Annotated in this window: 7 protein-coding genes; 6 read left to right on the top strand and 1 reads right to left on the bottom strand. The window is 56.7% G+C overall.

The genetic code is table 11. The annotated features are described in order from the left end of the window. Positions 1-217: 217 nt before the first annotated feature. Both gltB and BN2684_RS06840 read left to right on the top strand, forming a co-directional pair. Entirely contained in the window at positions 218-4,810 is a 4,593-nt protein-coding gene (gltB, locus tag BN2684_RS06835; RefSeq protein ID WP_058301404.1) for a glutamate synthase large subunit, read from the top strand. A 19-nt stretch (positions 4,811-4,829) separates the two neighbouring features. After that, a complete protein-coding gene (locus tag BN2684_RS06840; RefSeq protein WP_058301405.1) occupies positions 4,830-6,314 on the top strand; it encodes a glutamate synthase subunit beta in 1,485 nt (494 codons plus the stop codon). Positions 6,315-6,484: 170 nt separating this feature from the next. Here the strand turns inward: BN2684_RS06840 and BN2684_RS06845 are convergent, their stop codons facing one another. Beyond that, positions 6,485-6,736: a hypothetical protein gene (locus tag BN2684_RS06845; RefSeq protein WP_058301406.1), complete on the bottom strand. Its 252-nt coding sequence runs from the start codon at positions 6,734-6,736 to the stop codon at positions 6,485-6,487. Between the two features lie 489 nt (positions 6,737-7,225). Here BN2684_RS06845 and BN2684_RS06850 point away from each other — a divergent pair, with 489 nt between their 5' ends. The 4 genes from BN2684_RS06850 (at position 7,226) to BN2684_RS06865 (ending at position 14,812) form a co-directional block, all read left to right on the top strand. Then, positions 7,226-11,629, top strand: a complete 4,404-nt coding sequence (locus BN2684_RS06850) for a 2-hydroxyacyl-CoA dehydratase (protein WP_199825307.1) — start codon at positions 7,226-7,228, stop codon at positions 11,627-11,629. 289 nt (positions 11,630-11,918) lie between these two features. Beyond that, a complete protein-coding gene (locus tag BN2684_RS06855) occupies positions 11,919-12,857 on the top strand; it encodes a DUF4097 family beta strand repeat-containing protein (protein WP_058301408.1) in 939 nt (312 codons plus the stop codon). Between the two features lie 244 nt (positions 12,858-13,101). After that, on the top strand, positions 13,102-13,494 hold the full coding sequence (locus BN2684_RS06860) for a hypothetical protein (protein WP_159065772.1): 393 nt from the start codon (positions 13,102-13,104) through the stop codon (positions 13,492-13,494). Between the two features lie 121 nt (positions 13,495-13,615). Further along, positions 13,616-14,812 (top strand): class I SAM-dependent methyltransferase, encoded by a 1,197-nt coding sequence (locus BN2684_RS06865; protein ID WP_058301410.1) that lies wholly within the window; start codon positions 13,616-13,618, stop codon positions 14,810-14,812. The last annotated feature ends 61 nt before the right edge of the window (positions 14,813-14,873 follow it).

Here is a 14,873-nt window from a genome sequence, read left to right on the forward strand (position 1 = left end):
ACAAAAAAAGAATTTTGGCGCTTTCATTGGAGCTTTACGCCTGGAAATGTCAACCGGAGTGAAAAGCCGAAGGTTCCATGTATATAACTCTTTTTTATTCGTCTTTTGCGGATTATAAATTGTAATCTGACATGGCCGATGGTAATATGAAATAAATATTTTGTTGGCTTTTGGATTTAACAGTTTTCCCTACTAAATTACGAAAGGTTGCGCGGGAATGAAACTGAATGGATTGCCCCCTAAGCAGGGACTGTATGACCCTCGGTTTGAACACGATGCTTGCGGAATAGGCTTCGTGGCAAGCATTGAGGGAAAACCGTCCCATACCATCGTCCGACAGGCCCTTCAGGTGCTCTGCAATCTGGATCACCGCGGCGGCCAAGGCAGTGAAACGAACACCGGTGACGGCGCCGGCATTCTGATACAGATTCCGCACGCCTATCTGTCTCAAGCTATGGCGGAGCAAGGAATCACCCTTCCGGAGCCGAGCCAATACGGAGTCGGCATGATCTTTCTGCCGCAGGATGAATCCATTCGTGCGGCTTGCAAGGCTACGGTCGAGCGCATCGTGAAGGAGGAAGGGCAGACACTGCTCGGATGGAGAGAGGTGCCGACCGATAACTCCATGCTGGGCGACTCGGCGAAGGACAGAGAACCCCATGTCGTCCAAGTGATCATCGGGGCGAATTCTGTCGATTCTGCCGACGAGCTCGCCTTTGAACGCAAGTTGTACGTCATCCGCAAGCTGTCCGAGCATGCGGTTCACAAGCTGGACGGAGCGGATAGCTTCTATTATGCCAGCCTGTCCAGCCGGACGATCGTTTATAAAGGAATGCTCACCCCGGAACAAGTTTACCTCTATTATACCGAGCTTGGCGATCCGCAGCTAACGTCCGCACTCGCCCTCGTTCACTCCCGCTTCAGCACCAATACCTTCCCGAGCTGGGAACGGGCGCATCCGTACCGGTACATGATCCACAACGGAGAGATCAATACCCTTCGCGGCAATGTGAACTGGATGCGGGCACGTCAGGCGCTTTGCGACACGGACCTGTTCGGCGAAGATTTCAAGAAGCTGCTTCCTTTAATGGAGGAAGACGGCAGCGATTCGCAGATCTTCGATAATGTGCTGGAGTTCCTGTCCCTGACGGGTCGAAGCTTGCCGCATGCCGCCATGATGATGATTCCCGAGCCTTGGTCGAAGCATGAGACGATGAACCCGGCCAAGCGGGCTTTCTATCAATATCACAGCTGTCTGATGGAGCCGTGGGACGGTCCGGCCGCCATCTCCTTCACCGACGGCCGCGTGATCGGCGCCGTGCTCGACCGCAACGGTCTCCGTCCGGCTCGCTATTACGTGACGACGGACGGCATGATCGTTCTAGCCTCCGAGGTCGGCGTCATCGATCTTCCGCCGGATCAGATCCTGAGCAAGGAACGTCTGCAGCCGGGAAGAATGCTGCTGGTCGATACCAAGGAAGGACGAATCGTGTCGGACGAGGAAATCAAGGGAAGAATCGTGTCAGAGAAGCCGTATCAGGAATGGCTGGACCGTTACCTGATCTCGCTCGATGACCTCCCCGAATCGGCCGAGAAGCCGGTTGAAGCGGAGCCGCTGCTGAAGCGTCAGCTGACGTTCGGCTACACCTTCGAGTCGCTGCGCAAATTCCTGGAGCCCATGGCGAAGAACGGAGTCGATCCCATCGGTTCGATGGGCAACGATGCCCCGCTTGCAGTTCTGTCCGATAAGCCGCAGCTTCTGTACCATTACTTCAAGCAGTTGTTCGCACAGGTGACCAACCCTCCGATCGATGCGAACTTTGAAGAGATCATAACGGCGCAAGAGACGACGCTTGGAGCGGAAGGCAACCTCATCGATCCCGCCCCCGAAAGCTGTCGACAAATCCGCATCAAATCGCCGATTTTGACGAATAAGGAAATGGCGAAATTGCGCTCTGCTGGCTCCCAAGGCTTTAAGGCGGTAACGCTTCGCATGACTTATAACCCGCAAGAAGGTGAAGCGGGAATGGAAGCGAAGCTGGATGCCCTCTTCGCGGATGCCGACCAAGCCATTGCGGAAGGCGCGTCTCTTCTCATTCTATCTGACAGGGGAGTGGATGGCGACCATGCCCCGATCCCGGCGCTGCTCGCAACGTCCGGCCTGCATCACCATCTGATTCGCCAAGGCACGCGCACCAAGGTTGGCCTGGTCGTGGAGTCCGGCGAGCCGCGCGAGGTGCATCACTTTGCGCTTCTGATCGGATATGGCGCCGGCGCCATCCACCCCTATCTCGTCTACGAGACGCTGGACGAGATGATTGCGGACGGCTTCCTCACCGGAGTCGATAGCGCGAAGGCTCACTATAACTACAGCAAAGCCGTTACCAAAGGCGTGGTCAAGGTCCTCGCCCGGATGGGCATCTCGACGATCCAGAGCTACCGCGGCGCTCAAATCTTCGAGGCGGTCGGCCTGAAGCGTTCCTTCATTGATAAGTATTTCACCTGGACGCCCTCTCGGGTCGAAGGGATCGGGCTCGATATCGTTGCCCGCGAAGTGGAGCTGCGCCATCAGCGCGCTTACTCCGAGCTGGAAGGCAAAGATACGGTTCTCGACGCTGGCGGCGATCTGCAGTACCGAGCGAGCGGGGAAGAGCATCTGTACTCTCCGGAAGCCATTCATGCGCTGCAGACAGCGGTGCGCAGCAACAATTACGCCCAGTACAAAACCTTTGTAAAGCATATCAACCGCGATTCGGAGAAGCAATTCCACCTCCGCGGCCTGCTGGAGTTCAAGCAGGGGCGCCGCTCGATTCCGCTCGATGAGGTGGAACCGATCGAGTCGATCTTCAAGCGTTTCAAGACGGGCGCCATGTCCTTCGGCTCCATCAGCAAGGAAGCGCATGAAGCGCTGGCGATCGCCATGAACCGCATCGGCGGCAGAAGCAACACCGGGGAAGGCGGCGAGCATCCCGAGCGGTTTACGCCGGATGCGAACGGCGATTCCCGGCGCAGCGCGATCAAGCAGGTGGCGTCCGGTCGCTTCGGCGTCACGAGCCACTACCTGGTGAACGCCGACGAGATTCAAATCAAGATGGCGCAGGGAGCGAAACCAGGTGAAGGCGGGCAGTTGCCGGGCCGCAAGGTATACCCGTGGGTCGCCGAAGTGCGCGGCGTTACGCCGGGCGTAGGCTTGATCTCACCGCCTCCGCATCACGATATCTACTCGATTGAGGATTTGGCTGAGCTGATCCACGATCTGAAGAATGCCAACCCGAACGCGCGCATCAGCGTCAAGCTGGTGTCGGAGGTCGGCGTCGGCACCATCGCCGCAGGGGTTGCCAAAGGCAAGGCCGATGTTGTTCTGATCAGTGGTTATGAGGGCGGCACCGGCGCTTCCCCGCAAACGAGCATCCGCCATGCGGGTCTGCCGTGGGAGCTGGGGTTAGCTGAGGCGCATCAGACGCTGATCCTGAATAACCTGCGCAGCCGCATCACCGTCGAGACGGACGGCAAGCTGTTGACCGGCCGCGACGTCGTCGTCGCCGCCCTGCTTGGCGCGGAGGAATTCGGCTTTGCCACTACCCCGCTGATCAGCCTTGGTTGCGTCATGATGCGCGTCTGTCACCTGGACACCTGTCCGGTCGGCGTGGCGACGCAGAATCCGGAGCTGCGCAAGCGGTTTGCCGGAGATCCGCAGCATGTCGTCAACCTGATGGTCTTCATCGCTCAAGAGGTCCGCGAGATCATGGCGGAGCTCGGCTTCCGCACCATCGCCGAGATGGTCGGCCGCACCGATGTGTTGGAGCCGAAGAAGGCTATCACACACTGGAAGGCGAAGGGCATCGACTTGTCGGCCCTCCTCTACCAGCCGGAAGTGCCCGACACCGTCGGACGCTCCTGTACGGAGGAGCAGGATCACGGTCTGGACCGCTCTCTCGACGTTACCAAGCTGCTTGCGGTGTGCAAGCCAGCTCTTGATAACGGGGACCATGTGCATGCGATCATGCCGATCAAGAACGTCAACCGCGTCGTGGGTACGGTTCTGGGCAGCGAAGTCACCCGCCGCTATGGAGCAGAAGGGCTGCCGAACGATACGATCCGGCTTCACTTCAACGGTTCGGCCGGGCAGAGCTTCGGAGCCTTCGTTCCGAAGGGAATCACCCTGTCGCTCGAAGGAGACGCCAACGACTATGTCGGCAAAGGGCTCTCCGGAGGGAAGGTCATCATCTTCCCGTCGAAGCTTTCGGCATTCGTGCCCGAGGACAACATCATTCTCGGCAACGTCGCCTTGTACGGTGCTACTGATGGGGAAGCCTACTTCCGCGGCCGGGCCGGCGAACGGTTCTGCGTCCGCAACAGCGGCGTGCGCGCGGTTGTTGAAGGAGTCGGCGACCACGGATGTGAATACATGACCGGAGGTCGGGTCGCCGTCTTGGGCAAGACCGGGCGTAACTTTGCCGCCGGGATGTCCGGCGGGGTCGCATACGTCTACAACAAGGCCGGCGATTTCGATACCAAGGTCAACAAAGAGATGGTCCTGCTGGAGCAGGTAACCGAGCATTATGAGGTCAACGAGCTCAGAACAATGATCCGTAATCACCATAAATTCACCGGCAGCACGGTTGCTCAGCGCATTCTGGAGAACTGGGAAGAGGAGATCTTCCACTTCGTGAAGGTCATTCCCAAGGACTACAAGCGGATGTTCGAAGCCATTGAAAACGGCAAAAACTCCGGGTTGTCTAACGAGCAGGCGGTCATGGCTGCCTTCGAGGAAAACATGCGTGACGCAAGCCGTGTGAGCGGAAACTGACGGAGGAGGAGAGCAAACGATGGGAAAGCCAACCGGTTTTTTGGAATATACGCGCGAAGTCCCCAAGGATGACGACCCTCTGTCCCGGATTCTTCACTACAAGGAATTTCATGAAGAGCTGCCCGTCGAGCGCCTGCAGGTACAAGGCTCCCGATGTATGGACTGCGGCATTCCCTTCTGTCATTCGGGCAAGCTGATCAGCGGTATGGCCTCCGGCTGTCCTGTCAACAACCTGATTCCGGAATGGAATGATCTCGTCTACCGGAACCGCTGGGAAGAGGCGCTGGAGCGGCTGCACAAGACCAACAATTTCCCCGAGTTCACGGGCCGGGTATGTCCGGCCCCTTGCGAGGGCTCCTGTACCGTTGGGTTGAATGGCGATCCCGTCACGATCAAATCGATCGAGCGGGCCATCGTGGATCGTGGCTTCGCGGAGGGCTGGATCAAACCGGAGCCGCCGAAGACGCGCACCGGTAAGAAGGTGGCGGTCGTCGGCTCCGGTCCGTCGGGCCTCGCCGCTGCGGCTCAGCTCAACAAGGCCGGGCACAGCGTGACGGTGTACGAACGGGCGGACCGTGCGGGTGGTCTGCTCATGTACGGCATTCCGAACATGAAGCTGGAGAAGGAAGTCGTTCAGCGCCGCGTCGATCTGCTCGCCGCGGAAGGCGTACAGTTCATCACCGGCACGGAGATCGGCAAGGACATTCCGGCAGATCAATTGAAGGCGGAGTATGACGCCGTCGTTCTATGCGGCGGGGCGACCCAAGGCCGCGACCTCAGGATTGAAGGGCGCGAGCTGGAAGGGATTCATCTTGCCATGGAATTCCTCGGCAAGAACACGAAGAGCCTGCTCGATTCCGAACTTGCCGACGGCGAGTTTCTCTCCGCCGAAGGCAAGGATGTCATCGTCATTGGCGGCGGGGACACCGGGACTGACTGCGTAGGCACCTCGCTTCGCCACGGCTGCAACAGTGTGACTCAACTGGAGATCATGCCGAAGCCGCCGGTATCACGGGCGGGCAACAACCCTTGGCCGGAGTGGCCGAAGGTGTACAAGATGGACTACGGCCAAGAGGAAGCCGCCGCCAAGTACGGCAGCGATCCCCGGGAGTATCTCGTCTCGTCCAAGAAATTCGTCGGCGATGCGGACGGCCATGTGGCCGAAGTGCATACCGTGCAGATTGAATGGAAGAAGGACGCGAACGGTCGGTTGATCCCGGTTGAAGTTCCAGGAAGCGAGCGGGTTCTCCCGGCTCAGCTCGTCCTTCTGGCTATGGGCTTTACCGGGCCGGAGAATCCGGTTTTGGAGCAGCTAGGCGTCGAGCGGGACGAACGGACGAACGCCAAGGCCGAGTATGGCAAATTCTCGACGAACGTGCCCGGCGTATTCGCTGCCGGCGACATGCGCCGCGGACAAAGCCTCGTCGTCTGGGCGATCAACGAAGGCCGCGCAGCCGCGCGGGAAGTGGACCGCTACCTGATGGGCGCATCCAATCTGCCCTAATCGCCTGATTTGAACAGGCTGTATCAACTAAGAGAGCCGATCCCTTTACTCGATTGAAGGGATCGGCTCTTTCTTCATTCTGTCAACCGCAGCAATGTCCTTCGGTTGACCATTTCACCTGACTAGGCTTGCAGGAGAGGCGTTCGCTTAAGCAATTCGAAATAAATGTGCTATTTGAAAAAGGAAAAATAAAAACCGATTGCAACCATGAGGATAAACACGGTCATGACGAAGTAACCAAAGTAGCGCAGCGGCTTCGGCATAGTGGCCAAATCAGTTTTTTTCATCGGACCGCCGCCCGTTATTCTTGCGAGTTCCTCAAGCTGGGGATCCACGTAAGCGACACTTTCTTCGGATATGTTTTTTTCACCGCTTTGAGATTCATGCGGCTTACGTTCCGATGGGGAAGAGGACGAAATCATCACAATCTCCTCACTTCTTATGGTTTTTTATACACAATATAGCAATATCTCCCTTCGCTTACCACTCCAATATCAAGGGAGCAGCATCAGCAGCGGACTAAGTACGTTTTCAACTCCAAGCCCATGGTTCCAGCACCCCCTCCCATACCTATTGACGCCGAATCTTATCCGCACGATTAGGTTGAAAGCGGACTAAGTACGTTTTCAACTCCAAGCCCATGGTTCCAGCACCCCCTCCCATACCTATTGACGCCGAATCTTATCCGCACGATTAGGTTGAAAGCGGACTAGGCATAAAGATCTCCGCCGATAGGCGCAAAATTCGTCAAACGTTGCGAAATCTTTCTTTTTTCAGTGAAGGAAATAGGGGATGAAAAGGGAAGTAGGAGAAGAGGGTAATTTTTTTGAGCGTGTGTGCGGATTCTTTTGACCGACATGTACTGTTCGTTCTCCATGCTCGTATATTTAGATTGAAGGTGATGCCTCATGATCATGCATATCGGACTTGACGTCGGCTCAACGACCGCCAAGATGGTTGCGGTTGACCAATTGGGCACCATAGTCTACCATTCCTACCGTCGTCACTTGTCAGATGTCAAAAATACCGTCACGGCTCTCTTGTCTGAGCTGCGCCGAGAGTTCCCGGGAGCACGGGCGACCTTGAACATCAGTGGGTCGGCCGGTCTTTCCCTGTCTAAACATATGGAGGTTCCTTTCATCCAGGAGGTCATCGCTTGTACGCAGGCGGTGGAGCGCTTCATCCCTGAAACCGATGTCGTGATCGAACTGGGCGGAGAGGACGCCAAAATCATCTACTTCCGCGGTGGCATTGAGCAGCGGATGAATTCGGCATGCGCCGGGGGCACGGGTGCCTTCATCGATCAGATCGCCTCGCTGTTACAGACGGATGCCGAAGGCCTCAATCAGTTGGCGCGCCAGTATGAAACGATCTATCCGATCGCTTCTCGCTGCGGCGTGTTCGCCAAGACGGATGTTCAACCGTTGCTGAATGAAGGAGCACGGCGCGAGGATATCGCCGCGTCCATCTTTCAGAGCGTGGTTAATCAGACCATTGGCGGACTCGCTTGCGGAAGGCCGATTCGCGGCAAGGTTGCGTTTCTCGGCGGTCCGTTGACGTTCCTCTCCGAGCTCCGAGCCCGTTTTATCGAAACGCTCTCTCTTCGCGAGGAAGAGGCGATATTCCCGGACAACGCCCAGTATTTCGTAGCGCTTGGCGCAGCATTCAATAGCGGCGCGGCTTTCTTCAGCGAGCGGGAACAGGCTCTTCCCGTCGACGAGTGGTCGCGGAGGCTCAGCCGTCTCACTTGGCAGCCCGAGGAGCGGGAATCTGAGCCGCTGCCTCCTCTATTCGCGGATGAAGGCGAGCTCTTCGCTTTCCGTTCCCGCCATGCGGAGGCAACCGCTCCGAGAGGCGACCTCGCTGGTTATGTTGGGCCGTGCTTCCTCGGCATCGATGCCGGTTCAACGACGACCAAGGTCGTGCTCATCGGCAGAGACGATGAGATTCTGTTTACGTATTACGGCAGCAACCAGGGCAATCCGCTCCATTCCGTAACCGAAGCCTTGAAGCAGCTCTATGAGGCTCTTCCGCCTACGGCTTATCTCGCCAAGTCAGCTGTGACCGGATACGGCGAAGGCCTCGTCAAGGCAGCGCTGCGCATCGATATCGGAGAGATTGAGACGGTCGCCCATTACAAGGCTGCCGTCAAATTCCGCCCGGATGCCGACTTCATCCTCGACATCGGCGGGCAGGACATGAAGTGCATGAAGATCAAGAACGGGACCATCGACAGCCTGCTGTTGAACGAAGCATGCTCGGCCGGCTGCGGTTCGTTCCTCGAGAGCTTTGCAAGCGCGCTCGGCCTGCCGATTCAGGATTTTGCCGCGCAGGCGCTCACCGCCAGCCATCCTGTCGATCTCGGCTCGCGCTGCACAGTCTTCATGAATTCCAAGGTCAAGCAGGTGCAGAAGGAAGGCGCAACCGTCGCCGACCTGTCGGCGGGCTTGTCTTATTCCGTCGTCAAAAATGCGCTGCAGAAGGTCATCAAGCTGCGTAATCCCGAAGATCTAGGCGAGCGAGTCGTCGTTCAAGGCGGCACCTTCTTGAACGAAGCCGTGCTGCGCGCGTTTGAAATCCTGACCGGACGGGAAGCGGTGCGTCCAGACACGGCGGGAATCATGGGTGCTTACGGCGCGGCTCTGATCGCCAAAGAGCGCCATCAGGAAGCGGCACAGCCGGAAGCAGCAGCCGCAACCGGATTGGCCGAGGCGATCTGCGACCTCGAGCTTGCTGACGCACCCGCCGCTGCTTCCGTCAGCGCGGTTCTTCCCCGCGAAGCCCTCGACGGCTTCACCTACGAGGTGAGCCGCAGGCGCTGCAAGCTGTGCGGCAATCACTGTCTCTTGACCGTGAATCGCTTCCCTGACCGCAGCTTTCACATCACCGGCAACCGCTGCGAGCGCGGAGCAGGGATCAAGCGAACGGAGCAGGCGCTTCCCAATCTTTACGACTACAAGTACAAGCGGATTTTTGCTTACGAACCGCTTCCGCCCGAGCAGGCGGAACGGGGAACGGTCGGCATTCCGCGGGTTTTGAACCTGTACGAGAACTATCCGTTCTGGCATACCTTTTTCACGGCGCTGCGCTTTCGGGTTGAGCTCTCCGGCCGCTCCTCCAAGGAGCTGTTCGAAAAAGGGATGGAGACCATCCCTTCCGAATCGGTCTGCTATCCGGCCAAGCTCGTCCACGGCCATATCGCATCCCTCGCCGAAGAAGGATGCCGCCTGATCTTCTATCCCTCGGTCATGTATGAAGAGCAGGAGGCTCCGGAAGCGACCAATCATTTCAACTGTCCGGTCGTGACGTCCTATCCCGAGGTGATCCGCACCAACATGGACCTGTTCCGCGAGGAAGGGATGAAGCTTCTCAGTCCCTTTTTGACGCTGGATGACAAGCAGGCCTTGAGCAAGGAGCTTGCTCGGACGTTCCCGTCCATTCCCTCGAAGGAAATCCGGGAGGCCGTGGAGCGGGCATGGGAAGAAAATGAACGCGTGCGTGCGGATATCCGCCAGAAGGGTGAAGAAACGCTGGAGTTCTTGAGGCAAACGGGCAAAAAAGGCATCGTGCTGAGCGGGCGGCCGTATCATGTCGATCCGGAGATTCACCATGGCATTCCCGATCTGATCGCGAGTCTCGATATGGCGGTGCTCACCGAGGATTCCGTCGCTCACCTGGGCGAAATTACGGAGCCTCTGCGGGTCGTGAACCAATGGAAATACCATTCCCGTCTCTACCGTGCAGCGAGCTTTGTTAGCCATCACGATAACCTGGAATTGGTTCAGCTCACTTCCTTCGGCTGCGGACTGGATGCCGTCACGGCCGATATGGTCCAGGAGATTCTGGAAAATCGCAACAAGATGTACACCCTGCTCAAGATCGACGAGATCAACAACCTCGGAGCGGCGCGCATTCGCCTCCGTTCTCTGAAGGCGGCGATGGAGGAGCGGGAGCGCAAGGGGGTCAGCGCCCGCAAGGTGCGTGAAGCAGCAGCACCCGTCATGTTCACGAAGGAGATGCGCGAGGAGTATACCATCATCGGCCCGCAGATGTCGCCTACCCATTTTGAGCTGATCGGGGTGGCGGCGGCAAGCGAAGGCTACCGACTTAAAGTGCTTGTGAGCGCCGACCGGAAGGACATCGATGAAGGGCTGACCTACGTCAACAACGACGCCTGCTACCCGGCGATCGTGACCATCGGTCAGATTATGGCGGCTCTCAAGAGCGGCGAATATGACCTGAACCGCACGGCGGTGATGATGACCCAGACCGGAGGAGGCTGCCGGGCAACCAACTATGTTGCTCTTCTCCGCAAGGCTTTGCAAGATGCCGGTATGGGGCACGTCCCTGTTGTTGCGGTGAGCGCGGCGGGGATCGAAAAGCATCCCGGCTTTAAACCTACTCCAGGATTAGTCCGTAAGATCGTCGCAGCCGCGTGCTACGGAGACTTACTGAATCGCGTTCTGTACCGCGTCCGGCCTTATGAGTCCGTGCAGGGAAGCGCCGATGAGCTCTACAGACGTTGGCTTGAGGCTTGTAAGGAGTCTCTTCCGAGCTTCCGTCAAAGAGAGTACAGCTGGATTCTGAAGCAGATCGTAGAGGAGTTCGACCGGCTTCCGGTTACCGGGCTCCGCAAGCCCCGGGTCGGAGTGGTCGGCGAAATTCTCGTCAAATTTCACCCCGACGCGAACAACAAGCTGGTCGAACAGATTGAGGCCGAGGGCGGAGAAGCGGTCGTTCCCGACCTTCTCGATTTCTTCCTGTACTGCTCGTACAATCCGATCTACAAGGGAAAGTACATGGGCAAGAGCCGGGTTGCGGGGATGGCGGGACACGCTGTGATTGCTTACCTGGAGCATATGCGCAAGCCCATGAAGGCCGCCCTCAAGGCGAGCGGGAGGTTTGGAGTTCCACACAGCATCTATGAGCTGGCTGAAAAGGCAGGAAAGCTTATGTCGGTCGGCCATCAGACGGGAGAAGGCTGGTTCCTCACGGCTGAGATGATGGAGCTTCTGGATGACGGAGTGCCCAATATCGTCTGCGCTCAACCCTTTGCTTGCCTGCCCAATCATGTGGTTGGGAGAGGGATGATCAAGGGGTTGAAGGAACTGTATCCGGAAGCGAATATTGCGGCGATGGATTATGACGCGGGATCAAGCTCTGTGAATCAGGTCAACCGACTCAAGCTGATGATGTCCGTGGCGATGAAACGGCTTGAGGAGGATTGCGGAGGAGAATCGATTCCGGCGGCATCTTCATTCCCTCTGCCAGCCGTTCTTACGGAACGCAAAGACGCTCCGACCCTGCTTGGTTAACCTTGTTTCGCCTTTGATCGCCCCTTTCGAAAGGTTCAGCCCGTCTCGGCTGGACCTTTTTTTGAATTCCAAACGGCTGTTCTACGACTCATCCCCGACTTTGGTCGGTGTTAAATCTGGACCGGCATCGGTTTTCACGGGATTCCAACCTGGATATGATAAGGATATAGAAGAAGTATGAGAAGCAGACAAACCGCAGGCGGCCTTGTTGGTTATTGGGCTTTTGGGCATGGACGGAAAGGGAGGGTTCGGCTCTCCGGCGGGTATCCCACGAAAGAGGTGCTTTTTTGTGAAACGACCATTTTGGATTGTTGGACTCCTTCTGCTATGCGCCGGGCTTATCTGGTTCGGCACGCTGACGTACCGCGCGGTTTTTGCGAGCGATGTGGTCAGTTCGACCCAGGTGGAGGAGAATAAGCGTGTGAATTCGGCGGAGATCGATACGATCCGCGTTCAAGCCACCAGTACGGATGTTCAAGTAACCGCTTATGATGGAGAGCAAATTGACGTCGAACTGAAGGGAAACGCTGCGAAGAACGGAAATGTGGAGCTTTGGACCGAACAGAAGGGCTCCGTACTGAAGGTGGAAGTCCGAATGAAGCGCAAGCTGTTCTTCTCCTTCTCGTCTTCCCTTGATTTGGTGATTAAAGTTCCGGAAAAGGAATTTGATGAAATCCGCGTTCAAACCGTCTCAGGTGATCAGGAATTGTCCGGTCTTCAGACGAAGGAGCTCGGCACGGAATCGGTATCCGGCGATGTGACGGTGCAGAACAGCACGGGTAAAACATCCGTTAAGACCGTATCCGGTGAGCAAACGCTCGAGAAAATCCAAGGAGATAGCTTGACGGCTGCCTCCACTTCAGGAACGATTCAAGTAAGGGAGTCGGATTACACAACCTTGTCGCTCAAATCGGTTTCCGGGGATCTCGTCTTGGAGGATGTTAGCGGCGAGACGACGGCCAAGACCACATCTGGGAATCTGGACGTTGAGCTGATCAAGATGGTTCCCGTCAGCGCCCATAGCGTGTCCGGCGATATTCAAGTGATAACCCCGCAGGAGGCCGTTTATGAAGTGAAAGGCAAAACCGTCTCCGGGTCCATCCGCACGAATTCGAAAGACTTTCAAGTCGTGGATTCCTCCAAAGGCCACTACTCGGGTAATACGGGAAAAGAAGGTCCCGTGATTGATGTGGAGACCGTGTCAGGCAATATCGAGATTGGCGACTGAGCCGAGATCGAATGCGAGATCATTTGGAAGAAGGCTTAACGTCCAGGAATTGCTTGGAAAAGAGAAGCGGCCCGATGCCCCTGCAGGGAATGCAGGGACATTGGGCCGCTTTCCTGATTTTTCATATAGGCAGCACAAGGGGAAACGGACTAGCCTCCGTATCCGGAAAGCTCTATTATAGAAGAAGCGGATTAGAGAATGTGGATGTGTCGGATGAAAAACGTTCGGGAAGGTGGTTATGCCGGTGACGCAGGACAAGCCGTTGCTGTCCGAGGAGGAATTGACCGTTCTTTTGGGTGAAGAACGGGACGCTTGGAAAGAGCTCGAAGAGAGGCAGCTTCTACAGGCGGCCGGTCATCTGCCGGGTGTTGTGGACGACAGAACCGCCTATGAAGAAATCAAGGAGCTTAAAGAGACGGTTCGCCAGCTTCATATCCGGATCGAATTTCTGGAAAACCTGTTTCGCGAGCATGTTCAAGCTTGCGGTACGGCTGAACGGGAGCGCGGGGAAATGAGGCGCTTCGGCATGAGCAAGAGGTCGGCTTATGAGCATGAAGCGACCGGGCCGGCGGAGCTTGCTCCCGAAACCTTCCCGCCGCGCAAGGATCGTCGCAAGCGCCGCAGGTCTGCTAAATAACGAAGCGTCACGGCTGAGGGGATAGGCGATATCCCCCTTAGGACGTATCATACATGCCATAGAGATGCGCATGATAATTTGAAGAAAAAAATACGAGCCAGACCGGCATAAGTGAGGAATTATGAACGAGACGAGACAGTTGATCGACCGTCTGATCGAGACGAAAGCTTTAACGCAGGCCGTTCTCAGCAATCCACGGCGCAAGGAAGAGGGCTCGGCGACCAAGGTCCGGATGAAGCCAGTGGAGCTAAAAGGGGGCCTTCATTACCAATTGACTTGTACCGTCGGGACGAAGGAGCTGCATGAGAATCTCCTTCCAGATGCTGCAGCGGACAAGCTGGGTACTCTTATCGAGGCAGACTACAGGCAGGGACTCTTGCAAGCGGAGGATGGGGATTATCAAATCCTGGTCAGCAAGAAGGGAAAAGCTTCGATTCTTAAGAAGAAGCCAACGAAGCCGCAGGCGAATTTGGCGCACAACCGGAGCAAATCCTACCTGCTCAAGGAAGGAGAGCCGGTTCCTTATCTGGTGGAGCTTGGCGTGATGAACGCGGAGGGCAAAGTGCTCGCCGCAAAATATGATAAGTTTCGGCAAATCAATCGATTTTTGGAGATGGTGGAGGATGTCTTTCCTCTTCTGCCAGCAGGAAAAAAATTGCGCATTATCGATTTCGGCTGCGGCAAGTCGTATTTGACCTTCGCCCTCTATCATTACCTCGTGTTCCTTGAGAACAGGGAAGTGGAAATCACCGGACTCGACCTCAAGGAGGATGTCATCGCGAGCTGCCGCGCCTTGGCGGAACGACTGAAGTATGAAGGACTGGAATTCCTGAAGGGTGATATTGCGGAATATGAGGGGGCTCATGAGGCGGATATGGTGGTCACCCTTCATGCTTGCGATACCGCGACCGATGCAGCGCTTGAAAAAGCAGTTCGCTGGAACGCCCGCGTCATCCTCTCGGTTCCGTGCTGCCAGCATGAGCTGTACAGCCAGTTGGAGCAGCCTGTCCTCGAGCCGATGCTTGAGCATGGGATCATTCGAGAGCGCTTCGCCGCTCTCGCCACAGATTCGGCCCGCGCACGCCTTCTTGAGCTTGTGGGCTACAAGACTCAGATTCTTGAGTTTATCGACATGGAGCATACGCCCAAAAACCTGCTGATCCGCGCGGTCAAGCAGGCGTCTCCCGACTCCGGTAACCTCGGCAAGCTGGCCGCCAATTATTTGGAGTTTAAACGATTTCTTCATATCGATCCCTATTTGGAGCGGGCGCTTGCTGATCAGCTTGCGCCGTTGTTCCGCTCTGCTCCAGGCGAGTAAGCGGAGCGGAGGGTGTTCCACTTGACTCACTCAAACGCGTGCCGTTTCCAAGCCGTTTTTC

Source organism: Gorillibacterium timonense, assembly GCF_001457415.1.
GTDB lineage: Bacteria > Bacillota > Bacilli > Paenibacillales > NBRC-103111 > Gorillibacterium > Gorillibacterium timonense.

Coding starts and splice junctions, on each gene's coding strand:
- BN2684_RS06865 (WP_058301410.1), top strand. CDS start 13,616: ATGAACGAGACGAGACAGTTGATCGACCGTCTGATCGAGACGAAAGCT.
- gltB (WP_058301404.1), top strand. CDS start 218: ATGAAACTGAATGGATTGCCCCCTAAGCAGGGACTGTATGACCCTCGG.
- BN2684_RS06840 (WP_058301405.1), top strand. CDS start 4,830: ATGGGAAAGCCAACCGGTTTTTTGGAATATACGCGCGAAGTCCCCAAG.
- BN2684_RS06845 (WP_058301406.1), bottom strand. CDS start 6,736: ATGATTTCGTCCTCTTCCCCATCGGAACGTAAGCCGCATGAATCTCAA.